We start from the raw sequence: 18,616 nt of genomic DNA, 5'->3' as shown, positions 1-18,616 counted from the left end.
TTATTCAAAAAATAAATTATGTCATACGGATTATTAAAAGGAAAAAAGGGGATTATTTTCGGCGCACTGAATAACCAGTCCATTGCCTGGAAGGTTGCTGAAAAATGTCATGAAGAAGGTGCTGAATTTATTCTGTCCAACGCTCCTATAGCCCTGCGCATGGGTGAGCTGAACGAACTTGCTGAAAAAACCGGTTCTGAAGTAATTGGCGCCGATGCAACTTCAGTAGAGGACCTTGGAAAACTCTTTGATGCGGCCGTTGAAAAGTTCGGTAAGATCGACTTTATTCTGCATTCCATTGGTATGTCCGTGAACGTAAGAAAAGGCAAGCATTATACGGAAATGAACTACGACTGGCTGGAAAAAGGCTGGGACATTTCCGCTGTTTCCTTCCACAAAGTAATGCGCGTGGCCTGGGAAAAAGACTGCATGAACGAGTGGGGTTCCATTTTGGCCCTTAGCTATATCGCTGCCCAAAGAACATTCCCTGATTATAATGACATGTCCGATAACAAAGCCTATCTGGAAAGTATCGCCAGAACATTTGGTTATTATTGGGGCGAAAAGGCAAAAGTGCGGGTAAATACCATTTCGCAGTCGCCTACCATGACTACCGCCGGCAGTGGTGTGAAAGGTTTCGGTGGCTTCTTTGGATATGCCGATGATATGTCGCCGCTTGGCAACGCATCTGCGGAACAGTGTGCTAACTACTGTGTATCCATGTTCAGTGACCTTACAAAAATGGTTACGATGCAGAACCTCTTCCACGACGGAGGCTTCAGCAATACAGGAGTATCGCAGAAGGTAGTCAACAAATATGACATGAACGCACCAGAATAATTATTCAGAATACAGAAATGAATCCGTTCCTCTCCGAACGGATTTTTTTTTATCTGGAAACCTTTGGAATCACAGGCAGGCTAAGATTGCCTGATTCAGAAACGCTCTGAACAGCAAACAGGAAATTGTCTTTGGAAAATGGTATAGTTGCCGATGTTTCACTGGTAAATATATCCTGGCGCTCTCAATAACTGCGGCTACTCCACTGCCGTCATCATTGGCGCCGGGCGCCGCTGTCTGCCAGTCCATCACATCCGAGGCTCTTGAGTCCAGATGTGCGCAATAACGAAGATTCTTTTGTCGGATGGGTCTGTACCTTTCAGTAATGCCACAGGATTCCCCAGACTGGTCCTTCTGCTGATGCGTTTACCGTCCGGCCGCACATCCTGATTTTGGAGATATACATGCATACGTCCATCTGAATTTGCGGCATAGGTCCTGAATTTGGACAGCACCCAGGATCTGGCAGCCCCAATACCCTTTACCGGATCGGATGTGGAACTCATGGTATGGCGTGTGCCAAAACCTACAAGTTTTTCTACATATGATCTGAGGGAGTCACTGCTTACTGAGTTCACAAGAAGATTAACCTCGGCTTCAATACCGGCTTTCTGGGATTTAAGTGTGAATGACACCAGGATGGTAAAGGTAAGAAGTATACGTTTCATAAGCTTGTGTTTAGAGATGCCGGTGAACACCGCATCTGATAAAAGTGCGCAAAATTAGCACAGCTGGGGAATGGATTCCTGAAAATGGCGAAAACTTTGGCGAGGCCGTAGAGAAATTATTCAACCTTAAATATTTCCTCACGTAGACGAAAAATCTTAATTTTAGCAAAATCAAAAAAAATTATGTCATACTACCCGCTTACCACTATTCCGGACTATTTCTTAATGGACAGCATGCTCACAGACGAGCACAAACTGATAAGACAGTCGGTTCGCGATTGGGTGGAGAGTTTCGTAATGCCAAAAATTGATGATGCGGCACAAAACCATACTGATATCCCCAACCTGATGAAGGAATTGGGAGCCATTGGAGCACTGGGGCCTTATATCCCGGAAGAATATGGCGGTTCCGGTCTGGACCAGATTTCCTATGGTATCATTATGCAGGAACTGGAACGGGGCGACTCCGCAGTACGTTCCGCAGCTTCTGTTCAGAGTTCGTTAGTTATGTTTCCGATTAATGAATTCGGTTCCGAAGAGCAAAAGAAAAAATTCCTGCCCGGATTGGCCAAGGGAGAATTAATCGGTGCTTTTGGACTTACAGAACCTAACCACGGATCAGATCCGGGCTCCATGGAAACCTATTTTAAAGACAACGGTGACCATTATTTGCTGAACGGTGCCAAAATGTGGATTACCAACGCCCCACTTTGTGACCTCGCAGTGGTTTGGGCTAAAAATGAAGACGGAAAAGTTCAGGGACTTATTGTTGAAAGGGGCTTTGAAGGTTTTACTACACCGGAAACACACAATAAATGGAGTTTACGGGCCTCAAAAACCGGTGAGCTTGTATTCAATGATGTAAAGGTGCCAAAAGAAAACCTGCTGCCAAATGTTACGGGTTTGAAAGGACCACTTTCCTGTCTGAATTCTGCGCGTTACGGTATTTCCTGGGGGGTTATCGGAGCGGCAATCGACTGTTACTGTACGGCACTGCAGTATTCCAAAGAGAGAAAGCAGTTTGGTAAACCCATTGGCGGATTCCAGTTGCAGCAGAAGAAACTGGCTGAATTCCTTACTGAAATTACCAAGGCACAACTTCTCTGTCTCCAATTGGGTAATTTGAAAAATGACCATAAAGCAACACCGGCCCAGATTTCAATGGCTAAAAGGAACAATGTAAAGATGGCTATTGACATCGCACGCGAAAGCCGTCAGATTATGGGAGGAATGGGAATAATGGGTGAATTCCCGATGATGCGCCACGCAGCCAACCTGGAATCGGTAATTACGTATGAAGGAACACATGATGTTCATCTGCTGATTACAGGTCTGGACATTACTGGATTCAATGCTTTTTCCTAGAAAAACAGCAAACAGAGCATAAAGTAGGGCTGCCGCACGCGAGTGTGACAGCCTTCTTTATTGCACAGTTAAATAACTGACCCCAGCATATTGTGAGTCTCAGCAATCATCAAAAAGAAAAGAACGACCTTAGGTGGATCCTTCTTTTCTATTTAACTAAGATCTTGTTATTTCTTTGATTTATCAAAAGTCCTGAATTTGAGATAAGAAACCAGAGCCAGCAGCAGCATTCCTCCAGATCCTATATACACCCAGGCCGGCACGGGAATCGGATCACCCGCTGCATAGGAATGAAGACCGCTCAGGTAATAGTTCACTCCAAAATAGGTCATCACAATACTTGAAATAGCAAACATGGTAGCTACATGGTAGGCCCAACGGCTCCTGAGCGCAGGAACCAAACGCATGTGCAGCACAAAAGCATAAACCATCACCGAAATAAAGGCCCACGTTTCCTTAGGGTCCCAGCTCCAGTATCGTCCCCAGCTTTCATTGGCCCAGATGCCGCCCATAAAGGTTCCTATCGTAAGGGCATACAGTCCGATCGTAAGAGACATCTCTGAAACTATAGTGAGTTCTTTCAGGCTTCGGTCGTTGTGTGCTTTGAAATCTTTCTTTCGGGCCAGGATGTAAAAAATCAGGCAGATTATCGCTATTACAAAGGACAAGCCGAAGAAACCATAACTGGATGTGATGATTGCCACATGTATAATAAGCCAGTATGATTTAAGTACAGGAACAAGAGGTGTGATCTGAGGGTCCAGCGCAGAGCCACCGTGTGCGAAGCCCATCATAATAACGGCTACCGTAAATCCGGCTGCCGGGATAAGTGCATTGGAATTCCTATAGAGAACCAATCCGGAGGTAATACCAACCCATGAAATAAATACAATGGCTTCATATCCGTTACTCCACGGTGCGTGCCCGGAAATATACCATCTACCCATAAGACCCAGTAACTGAAGTACCCAACCTATCAGACCAATAATAAGTACTGTTTTTATGATTTTATCCAGCACTCGGCTTGGGCGGAATAGGTGTACAAAGCCCAGAACTATAAGGATGAGCGCGATAAAAGTATAAAATATCAGCAGACGGAAATTAATGTCAACTTTTGTCATGAACACTTCCAGGTCCACCTTGGATTTGGCTGGAACTACATTTTTCCCCCAATTCTGCTGATAATCACTTAACTTCTTAAGTTCTGCATCGGCCTGAGACCAGTTACCGCTTTGCTGTGCCGCTACGACCGCTGCAAAATACGGTCCCATTACTTTCTGGCTTTCCATATCCGGTTCGAAGTTCTGGTCCAGCCAGGAATGCCAGGTGGAGTTAGGATCATTCTTTACAGGAACTATTCTCATAAACTGCCCGCTAAAGAATTCATTGAAAATCTGGACACGTTCGTTTACGGCAATTACCTCCTTATCATAATTACTTTGCTCAGCTGGTTTTTTCCGAAAAGCTAAGTTATAGTCTTCCTCAAGAACATACTTTAAATTTCCGGATGCGTCAGATGGGAACAGACTCATCAGGCTGGCGTAACCGTCATCGTTGGCTTTGGTCTTTCTTTTAAGTTCTTCACCACCTTTGCTTCCTATTTTGATCAATGGCACCATGGTCCAGCTTGGCGTATCTGTATTAACAGACAGGAACCACTGTTCAGCCGTCAGGTAGTTATCTCCCGTTCCTTTAAATTTATCTTTTTTATAAAGTTTTCTGAGCACATCAGTAGCCTGCGTGCTCATAGGTACAATACGGCCGTCATAATTCTGTACAAGAAGATAGGCAAATTTCTCCGCATGTTCGCGGGAGATGCGGGTTTTGGCGATCGCTTCGTCTGCACTGATCATCTTCATCGTGCTGAATGAGCGTGCCACAGAATTCTGTGAAGGCTGTTCCGGAGCTGGAGCTGTCACTGCATGGCTTTCCCCGGGTGTATGGTTGTGGCCATCGTCAGGCGAATGCTGTACCTGTACCCTCTCCCGGCTGCCATCGGTGGTACTGTGAGTTTCTATCTTCTGGGCATTGAGACCCAGCATTATAAAGAGCGCCACAGCACTGGCTGTACGGGTTTTGTTAATGTTCTTCAGCATTTTATTGAGTTTCCAGAAATGGGTTCCCTTCCAGAAGAAGATGACGAACATGGCTGTGAAGAGGAAGAAATAACCTATATAAGTGATTAAAGTTCCCCAGAAGTCATGGTTCACGGAAAGTACTGTACCCTGTCTGTCCTCATCAAAACTGGCCTGGAAAAAACGGTACCCTTTATGGTTGAGTACATTATTCATATAAATCTTGTAAGGGGTTTCCTTGCCTTCGTCAATAATGGTAACGTGGCTTTCGTAAGCACTTGGCGAAGAACTTCCGGGATAGGTTTCCATTACGAAATCTTCCAGACGCAGTGCGAAAGGCGTGGTATACACTTTCGGGCCGAAGCCCAGCATGATGTTCAATCCGTCTATTGAGATCTGTTTGAAGAGATTTGGATTACCCCTTTCCACAACCAGTTCTACGGTCTGTTTGGTTTTGGGTCCCTGCACTTCCATTGTCAGCGCATCGGGTAGAGACTGATCCTTCTTCTTATCACCTTCAAAAGCCATCAGTTTGCCTTTCTTCAGGCCTTCCGGCACAACTATACGGATATCGTTGATGGTGTAGAGACTTCTAAGTGCCAGCGGCTCGTAAACATTCTGTTTTACATTTCCACTATCCTGCGTTGCCATAACCATATAGTTTGCGTCCACAGGTGTTTTAATAAATAGTTTTCCGTTCTCGCTTTTAAATTCAATGGCGCCGTCTATAGGACGGTTATAGCTAACCAGTGTGCCGCCCAGTGATTTACTTTCGCCGGGTTTCAGGTAATAGTTAACCCTACCTTTATCTCCCGCCGATACAAAATGCAGGTATTCCAGGCCATTGGGATCTGCCACCAAACTGTCTTTCTTACGCTGCACAAAGTCAATGGTCTTAACAGATATTTTCTGGTCGTGGAAGTTATAGGATGCTTTAAGGTTCTTGTTAAGAGGAGACATCAGATAGGGAATGTCCTGATAACGCAGTACATCTCCCTTGTCTTCTATCTGAATCTTCAGGAAATGCTTATCAGTTACAATCTCATTCGAAGTATCGCCCTCACGGATATGCATGATTCCTTCATAACTTATATAACGGGTGATGGCTCCGCCAATGAAGAGCAGTACAAAAGAAAGGTGAAAGATCAGCACCGGCCATTTTTCACGTTTCCAAAGTCGGTAGCGCGATATATTTCCAATGAAATTCAGGATGAGAAGAAACATTACAAGCTCAAACCATTTGGCTTCATAGATAAGGGCTTTTGCGGTAGGTGTTCCGTAATCATTTTCAAGGAAGGTGGCATATCCCATCGCAGCCGCGTACACCAGCATCAGCACTGCCATCGTACGTGTATTGATAAGGATGTTCTGGATTTTTTTCATTGTAAATCAGTTAAATTTTCAGCGCTAAAAGACTGAAATAATATTTTTTAGTGCATCAATCAGCAAAAATACACGCAATAAATTAGAAAAGCCAATCCGATAGCTGATATTTATCAATTGAATTTGTTGTTAACATTAATTTAATATTGAAATCCTGTCTGATGCTGAGCGTGAAGTTTCGTGCTTCACCATAGGACGGCAAAAACAGTTTCATTTGCAGCGCCGCGACAGCTAATCATACCTATTTTTTACTAAATTTGCCGGCACTGACCTATGGAAAAGAACACAAAAAACACAACAGCTGCCGTGGCAGAAAACAGCAGAATACTTTCAAAACCGCGAATATTTTTTGGAATTATATTATTGGTACTGTCACTTGTAATGGCAGGGTCCTTCGCTTCATACCTGATGAACTGGAAAGCGGATCAAAGTCAGGCTGGAACGATGCTGGACCGCAGTGTAAAATCTTCAAACCTTTTTGGAAAACTGGGCGATTGGTTTGGAAAAATATTTATTTTCGACAGTATTGGTGTGGCGGCATTTATCGTGGCCTTTCTCTTCTTTGTGGTGGGCATGCTCATTCTGAAGAAAAAATATTTCAAACCCTGGAAAACCATCGGTCATTCCCTGTTCTTCATTTGCTGGCTGCCCATTTTCTTTGGCGCAGTTACGCAGGGAGTCGGAACCTTGAGCGGGGTGTACGGTTTCCAGGTTGTTGATTTTCTGATCTCAGTAATAGGAATGGTGGGACTTTGGGCAGTTATAGGCGTCAGCATAGGCATGTATTTTATCTTGGAATTCAATATGCGTCCCAGTGCCATAAAAAGCAGACTGAATGATATTAATGACAAAACACTTGGCAAAATAAAAGGCATGATGCCCAGTTCATCTGAAGATTTTGAAGCAGATACCCAACTGGAGGAGTCGGCAGGTATTGGAGATGCACCATCCACCACAACTTCAGCCGAAGATGACGAAGAACCCCGCCGCATCAGCACAATAACCGAGCTGCCGAAAGGTTTTCCTGAAGTAGAAGTGAATACCGGCCTTCAAACCATAACTACGCCCAATAACACCTCTTTTGAGGAATTGGACGAAGCGGCAACCCACACTGTGACTCTCACACCCGGCACTCCTGTTACCGCATCGGCGCCGGTCTCATCCTTTAAACAGGAACCGGACAGTTTTGAATTTAAAGTGGAAGTAGCACGGGAGACCGATGAGCCGGAAGATGAAACCGACCTAAGGTCGGCAGATTTGGTGAAACAGCATGGGCTGTATGATCACACTCTAGACCTGGCTAAATTCCAGATGCCCACCATCAATCTGCTTAAAGATTATGGCTCCGAAGAAATCTCCATCAATAAAGAAGAACTTGAGGAGAATAAAAATAAGATTGTAGGACTGCTCAAAAATTTCAATGTGGGCATTGCCGAAATAAAGGCAACAATCGGACCCACCGTTACCCTCTATGAAATTGTACCTGAAGCGGGTATACGTGTTGCTGCCATCAAAAAACTTCAGGATGATATAGCGCTTAACCTTTCCGCCATGGGGATCCGGATTATTGCACCCATGCCTGGTAAGGGAACCATAGGTATAGAGGTTCCCAGGAAAAACCCCACAATGGTCTCCATGAGAAGCGTACTGGCTTCCCAGAAATTCCAGAATACGGATATGGACCTGCCGGTGGTTTTCGGTAAAACGATATCCAATGAAATCTTCATGGCCGACCTGGCAAAAATGCCCCACCTTCTTATGGCCGGTGCCACAGGTCAGGGTAAATCTGTAGGTATTAACGCGATCCTTACCTCACTACTGTATAAAAAGCACCCGAGTGAGCTCAAATTCGTGATGGTGGATCCCAAGAAAGTGGAACTGACGCTGTACTCGAAGATTGAACGGCACTATCTGGCAAAACTGCCCGATTCTGAGGATGCGATTATTACCGATACACACAAGGTGATTAATACCCTTAATTCCCTGTGCATAGAGATGGATACACGCTATGAGCTTTTGAAAAATGCTTTCTGCCGTACAATCAAAGAGTATAACGGCAAGTTTAAAGAACGTAAACTAAACCCGGAAAACGGACACCGATATCTGCCTTATATCGTTCTGGTAGTGGATGAGTTTGCCGACCTTATTATGACCGCGGGTAAAGAGGTAGAACATCCTATTGCGCGCCTGGCCCAGCTGGCCAGAGCCGTGGGCATCCATCTTATCGTGGCCACGCAGCGTCCGTCTGTAAATGTAATCACGGGGATGATAAAAGCCAATTTTCCGGCAAGGGCAGCCTTCCGCGTAATTTCCAGCATCGATTCACGTACAATTCTGGATGCTACAGGTGCAGACCAGCTTATTGGTAAAGGAGATATGCTTTATTTTAACGGAAACGAGATTCTGCGGCTGCAGTGCGCTTTCGTAGATACTCCTGAAGTAGAAAAAATTGTAGATTATATAGGTGCACAAAAAGGTTATGCATCAGCCTTCATGCTGCCGGAAGTTCCGGCGGAAGATGGCCAAAGCGGGCCTGCTGCCTTTGATCCTAACGAAAAGGACGCCCTGTTTGAAGAGGCGGCCAGAATTGTAGTTTCCACCCAGCAGGGCTCAACTTCCATGCTGCAGAGGCAACTGAAACTCGGATATAACCGCGCCGGCCGGATTATGGATCAGCTTGAAGCGGCCGGCGTTGTGGGTGGATTTAATGGGGCTAAAGCGCGTGAAGTTCAGATTACTGACCTGAATTCCCTGGAGCAGTTTCTGCAGGATTTGAAAAACTAGAAAATACAGCCTTGGCAATAATGGAATACTTTTTGAGTTTATAGTGGAGATTCAAACAAAAGTTTAATTTTATAAACAGACAAAAAATGAATAATATATTTGTGAAGCTGGCCGCAGGCGCAATGGTAGTAGGCACTGCCGCAATGATGCAGGCTCAGAAAATTGACACTAAGTCCCGACAGATCCTGGATGCGGTTACAGCTAACTATAAAGCCAAGAAAAATTCTTATTTCAAATTTACCTTTGGTTCCGGCATTAACGGGCAGGTAAACAAGACCGAAACCGGAATTTACTATGCTGAAGGACCCAAATACAAACTGAAAATCATGGGTACGGAGCAAATCTTTGACGGTAACAGGATATACAATATCAATGATGACGACAAGGAAGTAACCATAGCAAAGCCTAACGGCAGCGATGTGATGTTTTCGCCTACAAGTTACCTAACTTCCTATAAGAAAGATTTTAATGCTACTTATTCGGGTAAGAGAACAGTAAACGGCGTAAATACCGACTATATAAAACTGACACCGGTAAAAGCAAACGGTCTGAAACAGGTGAACCTGTATGTAGATACAGCCAATAAGCAACTAGTTAAGCTGGAACAGCACGGTACCAACAAAGATGTCGCGGTAATAGCCATCAAGGAGTATAAAGATAACCAAAACCTGGCTTCGGACATGTTTACATTCAACAGACAGAAGTTCCAGAATTACGTAATCACCGAACTGTAATTAAATAACAATCATAAATTTGAAAGTCACAAAGCAATTCTTTGTGGCTTTTTCTTAATTTTGAAGGATGTTTAAATTATTAGACCGTTATATAATAAAAACTTTTTTCGGTCCGTTCTTTTTTATATTCAGCGTCCTCTTTTTTATATTCATCGTCAACATCGTATGGATACAGCTTGGGCAGTTTATGGGCAAAGGCCTTAGCTATTGGGAAATTATCAAGCTGCTGTTTTACTATGGTGTAGGTGTCATCAATCTTGTGCTGCCGCTTACTATCCTGCTTTCATCCATAATGACCTTTGGAGAACTTGGCGAACGTTATGAACTGGCCGCAATGAAAGCTGCCGGAATATCACTGACCAGGGTAATGACTCCACTCTTCTTTGTGTCGGTTTTTCTCTCAATTATACTTTTTTTGTTTCAGAATAATATTACTCCGGACTTCCAGCGGAAGGCCAAAAATATGCTCTATAATATTGTACAGTCGCGGCCGGCTCTGAATTTTACACCCGGGCAGTTTATAGACCAGATTCCGGGTTATCTTGTAAAATTTGACAAAATCAGTGGTGAGAACGGTGAGAATCTGGAGGGTATTTACATCCACAAAAAAGCCAATTCCTACGAAAACCAGCAGTCCATACGCGCCCACCGCGGCAAGCTGGCACCTTCTACTGAAAACCAAAACTACCTTAAACTGATTCTCTTTAACGGATATGTTTTCGAAGACCAAATCGCTAACCAGAATTTTGAGGCGAGAAACAAACAGCCGGACCAGGCCATTAAGTTTGATACCCTAACCTCCCATTTTGACATCAGCGAAATCATAAACAAAGCCATTGAAGAAGAAAAGATCACCGATGACTATAGATTCCAGACTTATAACCAGCTTACCACAACTATAAACAGGACCAAGGACGAAAATACAAGGATGTTCAACAACATCAATGTGGACCTCGTGAGCCAGGTGAACCCTTATATGAGCTACATTGACAAAAAAAAGGTGCCGGCGGGCAAGCTTAAGGCACAGGTCAGGATGGATACGCTGAAGCAGGACGTCCAGCTGCGGGCACTGGCAGGCGCATACCAGAAAATTGAATCCCTGAAAGTGAGCATTCAGAACCGCGAGCAGCAAATGCTTCCCACTATTAAAAGCTTTAGCCGCGTAGTCCTCTATCAGCAGCGGATCATTGCCTATTCTGTGACGTGCATCATTTTCTTTCTGATTGGTGCCAGTCTGGGCTCCATTATCCGGAAAGGAGGTATGGGTTTGCCGGTAGTCATTGCCATCATCATCTTTATTGTATTTTATGTAATGAATATCTCGGTGGAAAATCTGGCCTGGAACGGCACGCTGAACCCATTTTTGGCCGCCTGGATTCCTAATATGATTCTCTTTCCGTTCAGTATCTGGCTCACCTACAAAGCCCTTACAGACTCGCAGTTATTTGATGCGGAGAAGTACAGGTCACTTTTCAAACCGCTGATCAGAATCTTCAGCAAAGAAAAGGAACATCAGCGTTATCAGTAATAAGAGATTAAATAAACTGGGCGGAGTTGCAAATTGTGCAGCTCCGCCCGGTTTATTCAAAATAATATCTGATTATATCAGACTTTCATAATATCAGCCTCTTTGGTTTTCAGGTGTTCGTCACAAAGTTTAACGTAACTGTCGGTCATGTCCTGAATTTGGCTTTCCATGTCCTTAATCAGGTCTTCGGAAACCCCGTCCAGTTTTTTCAGTTCCTTCATGCCGTCCTGTCGCGCATTTCTAACCGTAATCTTTGTCTGGTCGGACTCCCCTTTTGCCTGTTTGGCAAGATCGCGTCTTCTCTCTTCAGTTAGTGGCGGCACATTCAGAATAATAGTATCTCCGTTATTGGATGGGGCAAAGCCCAGGTTGGAATTTACAATTGCCTTTTCTATAGCACCTACAGCGCTTCTGTCCCAGGGTTGTATGGAAATGGTCATGGCATCCGGAACGGAAACGTTGGCTACCTGGTTCAGCGGTGTTAAGGCACCATAGTATTCTACCATTACATCCTGCACCATAGATGTGGAGGCACGGCCGGCACGGATTTTCTGGAAAGCATGGTCCAGGTGCTTAATTGCTGCATCCATTTCCTGCTTCACCATATCCTTAATCATATCCAATTCTTCCATAATAAAATATTTTAGTTAAATGATCTATAAATCTACGAGCGTCCCTATTCTCTCGCCTTCAACAATTTTAAGAAGATTTCCGGCACGGTTCATATCAAACACCACGATCGGTAACTTATTCTCGTGACTGAGAGTGAATGCGGTCATGTCCATGACCTTCAGGTTCCTGTCGAACACCTCATCGAATGTAAGGGAGTTGAATTTTTTCGCATCGGAGTTTTTTTCCGGATCGCTGTCGTAGATACCGTCAACGCGGGTTCCTTTCAAAATTACGTCGGCACCGATCTCAATTGCACGCAGAGTTGCGGCAGTATCAGTGGTGAAATACGGATTACCGGTCCCGGCGCCGAAAATGACTACACGACCTTTTTCCAAATGCCTTACAGCCCTTCTCTTAATGAATGGTTCAGCCACTTTGTCCATTTCGATGGCACTCTGAAGACGTGTTTTCACACCGGCATCTTCCAGGGCGCCCTGCAAAGCCATTCCGTTTATCACGGTGGCCAGCATGCCCATATAGTCGCCCTGTACACGGTCCATTCCTTTGGCCGCACCTGCTACACCACGAAATATATTTCCTCCGCCAATAACCACTGCTACTTCACAGCCCACATCTACGGCCTGCTTAATTTCCTGTGCATATTCTTTCAGCCTTTCATTATCAATTCCGTAGGGCAGGTTTCCCATAAGGGCTTCACCGCTCAGTTTCAGCAAGATTCTTTTATATTTCATTTCCAATAGGGTCTCAGGTGGGATTATAAGTCTGTTTTAGTGCTGCAAATATAACGAAATGACTATAAAACAGTTGGTAATTCCATCAGTTTAGACCAAATAATTTGCTAAAAATTTTGATAAGTATAGAAAAGAATTATTTTTGCAATAGATAACCGCATTTTGAAGAAGATTATAATTTCTGCGTTGCTCCTGGTGGGCATTACTGTGTCCGCGCAAACGGGTGAGAATGTATATCCTTTTCTCAATCTTCCGGTTTCTGCCCGGCAGGCCGCTCTGGGAGGAGATGCAGTTTCAGTACGTGACCATGACGTCAATTTTGCTGCGGTGAACCCTGCACTTCTTAACCTGGACATGCATAAACAAATTTCCGTGAATGCCGCAACTTATCTGGCAGGATCCAAATACGGTACTGTAAATTACGCGCATGCCTTCGAAGAAGGCCATCTGATTACCGCCAACGCCCGGTACATGGATTATGGCCGGATGCCCAGAACCGATGAAGCCGGTTTCGAAAACGGTGAATTCGGGGCCTATGACGCGGCGATCGGAGCGGGTTATGCCTATCAGTTTGAGGATGAATGGACCATTGGTGCCAGTGTAAATCTGGTGAATGCAAAAATTGACAGCTATACCTCCATGGCTGTCGCAGGAAATTTTGGCGTCACCTATCATTTCAAAAAAACGAATGAGACCATTGGCGTTGTAGCCCGAAATTTTGGTTACCAATTCAAATCCTTTAATGGAGAAAGGGAAAACCTGCCCTTCCGGGTAGACCTGGGATACACACGGATCCTTAAAAACTTTCCCGCAGCAATCACCATCACTGCACATGACCTTCAGCAATTTGATATTTCGTCCGAATATAACAGCAACGGCCAGGAAACCGGATTTGGCAGAAAAATACTTGATCATATTTCCTTCGGTGCCGAGATTTTTCCCGAAAGCACATTTAATATCCGTTTGGGTTATAATGTCAAGCGCGGCAACGAACTTTCTGTCGTGGACCAGCGCAGCTTTGCAGGTCTGAGCGCGGGTTTCGGTGTAAAATTCAACAGTCTCCGTGTCGATTATTCCCATGTTCGCTATCATGCTGCCGGGAATATGAATATGCTGGGTATTTCGCTGGACATGAGCGGAAACAGGTACTAAGCACCTTCCGCGCCCGCATTGTAACTGTTATTATTTCCGTAATATAAATTTTTGGCCGACTTTTGCATCATGAGAAAACCTGTAATCGCGATAGACGGATTTTCGTCTACAGGAAAGAGCTCCATCTCCAAAGCAATCGCTGCCCGGCTGGGACTCGTTCATATGGATACCGGTGCACTGTACAGGGCGGTAACTTACTATGCACTTCATCATTGCTTTAACAATGAGGAAATTGATTTCGGCTGCCTGATCAGTGAACTTCCTTCAATAAATCTGGAATTCCGGAATATTTCCGGCACATTGGTTCTCTTTCTGAACGGACAGGATATTACTGCGGAAATCCGTGAACCGGAGATATCAGGTTTTGTGAGTCTGGTAGCGAAACAGGCCGAAGTCCGTAACTACCTGTTGGACCTGCAGCGTAAAGGAGCAGCGGCCGGAGGCATAATAATGGATGGCCGCGACATCGGAACAGTGGTTCTGCCGGATGCAGATTACAAGTTTTTCCTGACCGCCAGTGTAGACGAGCGTACCAACCGCCGGCATCTGGAACTGACAAACCAGGGAGTCACCATCGACAAAATGGCAGTCCGCGAAAATCTGGTAACACGTGACAGGATAGACAGCGAACGCGAAACAGCGCCATTGAAAAAAGCGGCAGACGCCATACTGATAGACAACACAGATCTGAATAAGGAAGAGACTATATCTCTTATAACCTCCTACATAAAGGAGTTTTAACGTTTTTTTATGAGTGACATAATATCATTTGGTATGTATATTGTTGAAAATGAATTGTTCAATTAATACACTAACAATTTAAAATTAAATAAGATGTCAAAAAAAGGTAACAATGCAGCAGCGGTATTAGCAGGATTACTGGCAGGTGCTGCAGCAGGTGTGGTACTGGGAATGCTTTATGCTCCGGAAGAAGGTAAGGAAACCAGAAAGAAAATCAAGGAGAAAGCTAATGACCTGAAAGATCAGGCTGTAGACCAGTACGGTAAAGTTACAGAAAAAGCGAAGGAGAAGTATACTGAAGTGTCTGGTTTGGTAAAAGACCAATACGGTAACATTTCTTCCACTTTCAAGGAAACAGTAGATAATGTGGCGCACACAGTACGTGAGGGCTACGACAAATATAAAGACCAGGCAATGGCTCAGGCAACAGACGTTGTAAAAGATGTTGAAACTGAACTGGACGGTCTTAAGTAACACGTTTACAACTCCGCTATAAAAGGAACAGAAATGTTCCTTTTTTTTTAACTGAAACCCATTTATTATGCTGGACCTTTTAAAAGATTACGCCTTGAAGCGTGTTGACCTGCTTAAGATGGAAGCAACCGAAAAAGGTGTGCTTACAGTCTCGACCATTATTCTGGCGGTAGTGATGGCTGTTTTTGCACTTTTTTTTCTAATACTGCTCAATATCGGTATAGCACTTTTAATTGGTGCCGCTTTGGACAGTTATGCATATGGATTCCTAATCGTGGCGGGATTTTATCTCCTGATTATACTTGTACTGGTATTTGCAGGAAAATCCATCAAGGATATGATTTCCAATAAACTGATAAAAATGTTTAATACACCGGACTAATGGGTACGAAATACAGCAATCTGGAAGAACTAAGGCGAAAAAAGGCCCTGTTGAAGAAAGAGGTTTCTGAAATGGAAGACCTGCTAACTTTTGACAACACCAAAGAAAGTCTGAGCGCCTTCACTAATGGGTTCACCGATCAGTTCCTGAAAGAGGAAATAGATGAAAACGGCGAACGCACTGTTGTAATAAAAAAGGAAGAGATAATGAGGCGGATAAGCACCGGTGTGAAAGAACAGCTACTTAGCAGAAATGCGGTATTGGGTTTTGCCGATACTGCTGCGAAGTCCGGGGCCGTGGAAGATGCACTGAAATTGGGAGTAGTTGCCCTGGTGGGAAATTATGCCCGGAAGAGTCTCCGCAGTACCAGCTGGAAAAACAAACTTATCGGTGCAGCCCTAATTTACTTAGCTCCGTTTGTTTTAAGATTTGTACGCCGGAAACTCGAAGAATATCAAAAAAACAGAAGTGTTTCAAGTATGGAACAACTGATTTGATTCATAAAAAGTATAAAAAAGGCGGCTTTCAGTTTGTAAGCCGCCTTTTTTTATTTCCATTTATCAAGAAACGCCATCACTTTATCTTTGCTGTAACCCTTACCCTCCTCCAGTACCGCACTGTCCTGGGTATGGATTAGCTTGCCGTTCTTATCCAGAACAATGAAAACCGGGTAGCCATACTTTTCACCAGGATTTCCGTATTTACTGAATACCTCTTCGTTCTTGTTTTCTGGTGAATAGTTAAGATGATAATATAAGTAATTCTCATCAACAAGAGACTTAAGTTCCGGCGTTGTGTGGATATAATTATTGAAACGCAGGCACCAGATGCACCAGTTTCCACCCGCCTGCATAATAATATTTTTGTCCTCCTTCTGTGCCTGTGCAATCAGTTCCGCTATACGGGCTTCTGCGTCCTCCTCAGGTCGATATGGTTTGGGAAGCTTACCTTTTTCGGCCTCTGCTTTCATTTTTTCGGTAGCGGCGACTGTACTGTCTGCCACTTCAACATCTTTAACCGTTTTATCCGCTTCTGTATTTTTAGTACAGGCGGACCAAAGAAGTACCGTTAGCGCGATGGCACTGATATTTTTAATATTCATGAGTATAAAATTAACTGAAAACTAATGTACCTGCAAATTTCTGTCCATTTCCCTTTTAAGTAGTACATTTGCAAACCGCCCATGAATTTCATTTTTAACATTATTCTGCTCTTTTCCAGGTTACCCATGAGGGTTCTGTACCTCTTTTCGGATGTCATTTTCTTTGTCATCTTCTACATAATGAGATACAGAACGGCTGTCGTACTTCAGAACCTGAAAAATTCCTTTCCCGAAAAAAGTGAGGCAGAACTCAAAACGATAAGAAAAAAGTTTTACCGCAACTTTTCAGACTATCTGGTAGAAACCCTTAAAGCCTTTACCGTTTCCACCACTGAACTTAAGGTAAGGGTGCAGCACATTAACCGGGATGTTTTCCACAAGGCGCACGCCGAAGGCAAAAATATAATTATGCTCACCGGCCATATTTTTAATTGGGAATGGTTTACAGCTCTGGCTACCATGGTTCCCCAAAGCAGCTGCCGCCCAGTATACAGGAGGATGCAGAATGCTTTTTGGGACAAAAAAATAAGATCCATACGGAATGCCCACGGAAATTTGTCTCTGGAGGCTGGCGAAGTAATACGTGATGTACTGAAAACTCCCAATAACGGTGATACGATCTATATGTTTGTGGCAGACCAAACCCCCAATCATCATCAGGTGGACCTTGGCATCGGGTTTTTAAACCAGTCTACACCGGTTTTCCGTGGGTATGACAAATTGGCCACCCGCATGAACCTTCAGTTTGTTTACTGCGAAATGAAGAAGGTTAAAAGAGGCTTCTATCAGGTAAACTACCACACAATTGAACCCGATGGAGAAAGATTCGTGGAAAATGAAGTGGTTTTAAAGTTCCATAAAATGCTGGAAAACACCATCAAAAAAAATCCTGACAACTATCTTTGGTCCCACCGTAAGTGGAAATATTCCGGGCTCATAAAAAGCTTCCTGAAAACGGACTCCGTAAACAAATCAACCGCGTGAGCAATTTAGCTATTGTCATCCTGAACTGGAACGGCAGGAACTGGCTGCAGCAATTCCTGCCGACTGTAATAAAAAACTCCGCCGGTGCAGATGTTTTTGTAATTGATAACGCTTCTACAGACCACTCCGTAAATTATCTGCGTGAATATTTTCCGGCAGTTCACATAATCTGTAATAGCCAGAACTATGGTTTTGCCGGCGGATATAATGAAGGTTTAAAAAAAATAAAAACGGACATTTACTGCCTGCTGAATTCTGATGTTGAAGTAACAGAAAACTGGTTGCTGCCGGTCCTGAAACTTTTTGAAAGAGATGAAAACATTGCGGCCATCCAACCTAAAATCCTTGATTACAATACGCCTACTTCTTTTGAATATGCCGGTGCTGCCGGCGGTCTCATAGACAATCTGGGTTATCCTTACTGCCGTGGACGTGTATTTGAGGATACAGACACAGACCATGGGCAGTTCAACGATGAAACAGAAATATTCTGGGCTTCCGGTTGCTGTCTGTTTGTAAGGTCTTCAGCATTTTGGGAAGTTAATGGTTTTGATGAACGTTTTTTTGCGCATCAGGAAGAAATTGATTTGTGCTGGAGACTGAAGAATAAGGGTTATAAAATTTGGTACACAGGCTTTTCGGCGGTATATCATGTAGGGGGCGGCACCCTGAACAAGCAGAGTCCAATGAAAACCTATCTGAATATGCGGAATAATCTCACCATGCTGCTTAAGAATTTACCGCGTATCCAATTACTTTGGGTGCTGCCTGCCAGAATGATTCTGGACGGATTTGCAGCCTTCTATTTCCTAATCAGGCAGGGACCGGCTCATTTCTGGGCAGTGCTTCGCGCTCACTTTTCATTTTACGCGCATATTCCCGGCACTTTAAAGCGCAGACAAAAACGGCAGATCAGCAGTTATTTTCAGAGCAAATGGCTAATTTTCCGGCACTTTACAAAGTAATCCGGTGTCGTAACGTGTAGGAAACTACATTTTTTCCCGCGAAGGAACAGATATTTTATCTACATTTATATGGAT

At 44.0% G+C, this 18,616-nt stretch carries 18 protein-coding genes; 12 read left to right on the top strand and 6 right to left on the bottom strand.

The window, feature by feature from the left end:
* Window positions 1–18: 18 nt before the first annotated feature.
* Window positions 19–840, top strand: coding sequence for an enoyl-ACP reductase (locus tag F7R58_RS03760; RefSeq protein WP_158063612.1), 822 nt, complete (start codon window positions 19–21; stop codon window positions 838–840).
* A 69-nt stretch (window positions 841–909) separates the two neighbouring features.
* Here the strand turns inward: F7R58_RS03760 and F7R58_RS13015 are convergent, their stop codons facing one another.
* A complete protein-coding gene (locus F7R58_RS13015; protein WP_229723843.1) occupies window positions 910–1,089 on the bottom strand; it encodes a M28 family peptidase in 180 nt (59 codons plus the stop codon).
* Window positions 1,089–1,508, bottom strand: a complete 420-nt coding sequence (locus F7R58_RS03755; protein WP_229723842.1) for a hypothetical protein — start codon at window positions 1,506–1,508, stop codon at window positions 1,089–1,091. Before F7R58_RS03755 ends, F7R58_RS13015 begins: the two co-directional genes overlap by 1 nt.
* Before the next feature lie 183 nt (window positions 1,509–1,691).
* On the opposite strand from F7R58_RS03755, the gene F7R58_RS03750 reads away from it, so the two are divergent.
* On the top strand, window positions 1,692–2,873 hold the full coding sequence (locus F7R58_RS03750; protein ID WP_158063611.1) for an acyl-CoA dehydrogenase family protein: 1,182 nt from the start codon (window positions 1,692–1,694) through the stop codon (window positions 2,871–2,873).
* Window positions 2,874–3,040: 167 nt separating this feature from the next.
* Here F7R58_RS03750 and ccsA read toward each other — a convergent pair whose 3' ends face one another.
* Window positions 3,041–6,331 (bottom strand): cytochrome c biogenesis protein, encoded by a 3,291-nt coding sequence (gene ccsA, locus F7R58_RS03745; protein WP_158063610.1) that lies wholly within the window; start codon window positions 6,329–6,331, stop codon window positions 3,041–3,043.
* Window positions 6,332–6,604: 273 nt separating this feature from the next.
* Between ccsA and F7R58_RS03740 the strand changes: the two genes are divergently transcribed.
* From F7R58_RS03740 to F7R58_RS03730, 3 genes are all read left to right on the top strand, one after another.
* Window positions 6,605–9,115, top strand: a complete 2,511-nt coding sequence (locus F7R58_RS03740; RefSeq protein WP_158063609.1) for an FtsK/SpoIIIE family DNA translocase — start codon at window positions 6,605–6,607, stop codon at window positions 9,113–9,115.
* 86 nt (window positions 9,116–9,201) lie between these two features.
* Entirely contained in the window at window positions 9,202–9,849 is a 648-nt protein-coding gene (locus F7R58_RS03735) for a LolA family protein (protein WP_158063608.1), read from the top strand.
* Between the two features lie 67 nt (window positions 9,850–9,916).
* On the top strand, window positions 9,917–11,377 hold the full coding sequence (locus F7R58_RS03730) for an LptF/LptG family permease (protein ID WP_158063607.1): 1,461 nt from the start codon (window positions 9,917–9,919) through the stop codon (window positions 11,375–11,377).
* A 77-nt stretch (window positions 11,378–11,454) separates the two neighbouring features.
* On the opposite strand, the gene frr is transcribed toward F7R58_RS03730, so the two are convergent.
* Complete coding sequence (frr, locus tag F7R58_RS03725) at window positions 11,455–12,009, bottom strand: ribosome recycling factor (protein WP_158063606.1); 555 nt, start codon at window positions 12,007–12,009, stop codon at window positions 11,455–11,457.
* 24 nt (window positions 12,010–12,033) lie between these two features.
* Window positions 12,034–12,741, bottom strand: a complete 708-nt coding sequence (gene pyrH / locus F7R58_RS03720; RefSeq protein ID WP_158063605.1) for a UMP kinase — start codon at window positions 12,739–12,741, stop codon at window positions 12,034–12,036.
* Window positions 12,742–12,903: 162 nt separating this feature from the next.
* Between pyrH and porQ the strand changes: the two genes are divergently transcribed.
* From porQ to F7R58_RS03695, 5 genes are all read left to right on the top strand, one after another.
* The gene (gene porQ, locus F7R58_RS03715) at window positions 12,904–13,893 is read left to right on the top strand and encodes a type IX secretion system protein PorQ (protein WP_158063604.1); all 990 of its coding nucleotides are present in this window, start codon (window positions 12,904–12,906) and stop codon (window positions 13,891–13,893) included.
* Between the two features lie 69 nt (window positions 13,894–13,962).
* Window positions 13,963–14,634 carry a (d)CMP kinase gene (cmk, locus tag F7R58_RS03710; protein ID WP_187695258.1) on the top strand — a complete coding sequence of 224 codons (672 nt, stop codon included), beginning with the start codon at window positions 13,963–13,965 and terminating at the stop codon, window positions 14,632–14,634.
* A gap of 93 nt (window positions 14,635–14,727) precedes the next feature.
* Complete coding sequence (locus F7R58_RS03705; RefSeq protein WP_158063603.1) at window positions 14,728–15,108, top strand: YtxH domain-containing protein; 381 nt, start codon at window positions 14,728–14,730, stop codon at window positions 15,106–15,108.
* 67 nt (window positions 15,109–15,175) lie between these two features.
* On the top strand, window positions 15,176–15,490 hold the full coding sequence (locus tag F7R58_RS03700) for a phage holin family protein (RefSeq protein WP_158063602.1): 315 nt from the start codon (window positions 15,176–15,178) through the stop codon (window positions 15,488–15,490).
* Window positions 15,490–15,987, top strand: a complete 498-nt coding sequence (locus F7R58_RS03695; RefSeq protein WP_158063601.1) for a phosphoribosyl-ATP pyrophosphatase — start codon at window positions 15,490–15,492, stop codon at window positions 15,985–15,987. Before F7R58_RS03700 ends, F7R58_RS03695 begins: the two co-directional genes overlap by 1 nt.
* A gap of 50 nt (window positions 15,988–16,037) precedes the next feature.
* Here F7R58_RS03695 and F7R58_RS03690 read toward each other — a convergent pair whose 3' ends face one another.
* Entirely contained in the window at window positions 16,038–16,592 is a 555-nt protein-coding gene (locus tag F7R58_RS03690) for a thioredoxin family protein (protein ID WP_158063600.1), read from the bottom strand.
* A gap of 81 nt (window positions 16,593–16,673) precedes the next feature.
* Between F7R58_RS03690 and F7R58_RS03685 the strand changes: the two genes are divergently transcribed.
* Together F7R58_RS03685 and F7R58_RS03680 are read left to right on the top strand one after the other, a co-directional pair.
* Window positions 16,674–17,576 carry a lysophospholipid acyltransferase family protein gene (locus F7R58_RS03685; protein WP_158063599.1) on the top strand — a complete coding sequence of 301 codons (903 nt, stop codon included), beginning with the start codon at window positions 16,674–16,676 and terminating at the stop codon, window positions 17,574–17,576.
* Window positions 17,573–18,541 carry a glycosyltransferase family 2 protein gene (locus F7R58_RS03680; protein ID WP_158063598.1) on the top strand — a complete coding sequence of 323 codons (969 nt, stop codon included), beginning with the start codon at window positions 17,573–17,575 and terminating at the stop codon, window positions 18,539–18,541. The genes F7R58_RS03685 and F7R58_RS03680 overlap by 4 nt, the downstream gene beginning before the upstream one ends.
* Window positions 18,542–18,616 lie beyond the last annotated feature (75 nt).

Source organism: Chryseobacterium sp., assembly GCF_008831505.1.
In the GTDB taxonomy this organism is placed as follows: domain Bacteria; phylum Bacteroidota; class Bacteroidia; order Flavobacteriales; family Weeksellaceae; genus Marnyiella.
Note: the sequence above shows the minus strand (reverse complement) of the source record. Positions and strands in the feature narration are given on the sequence as shown.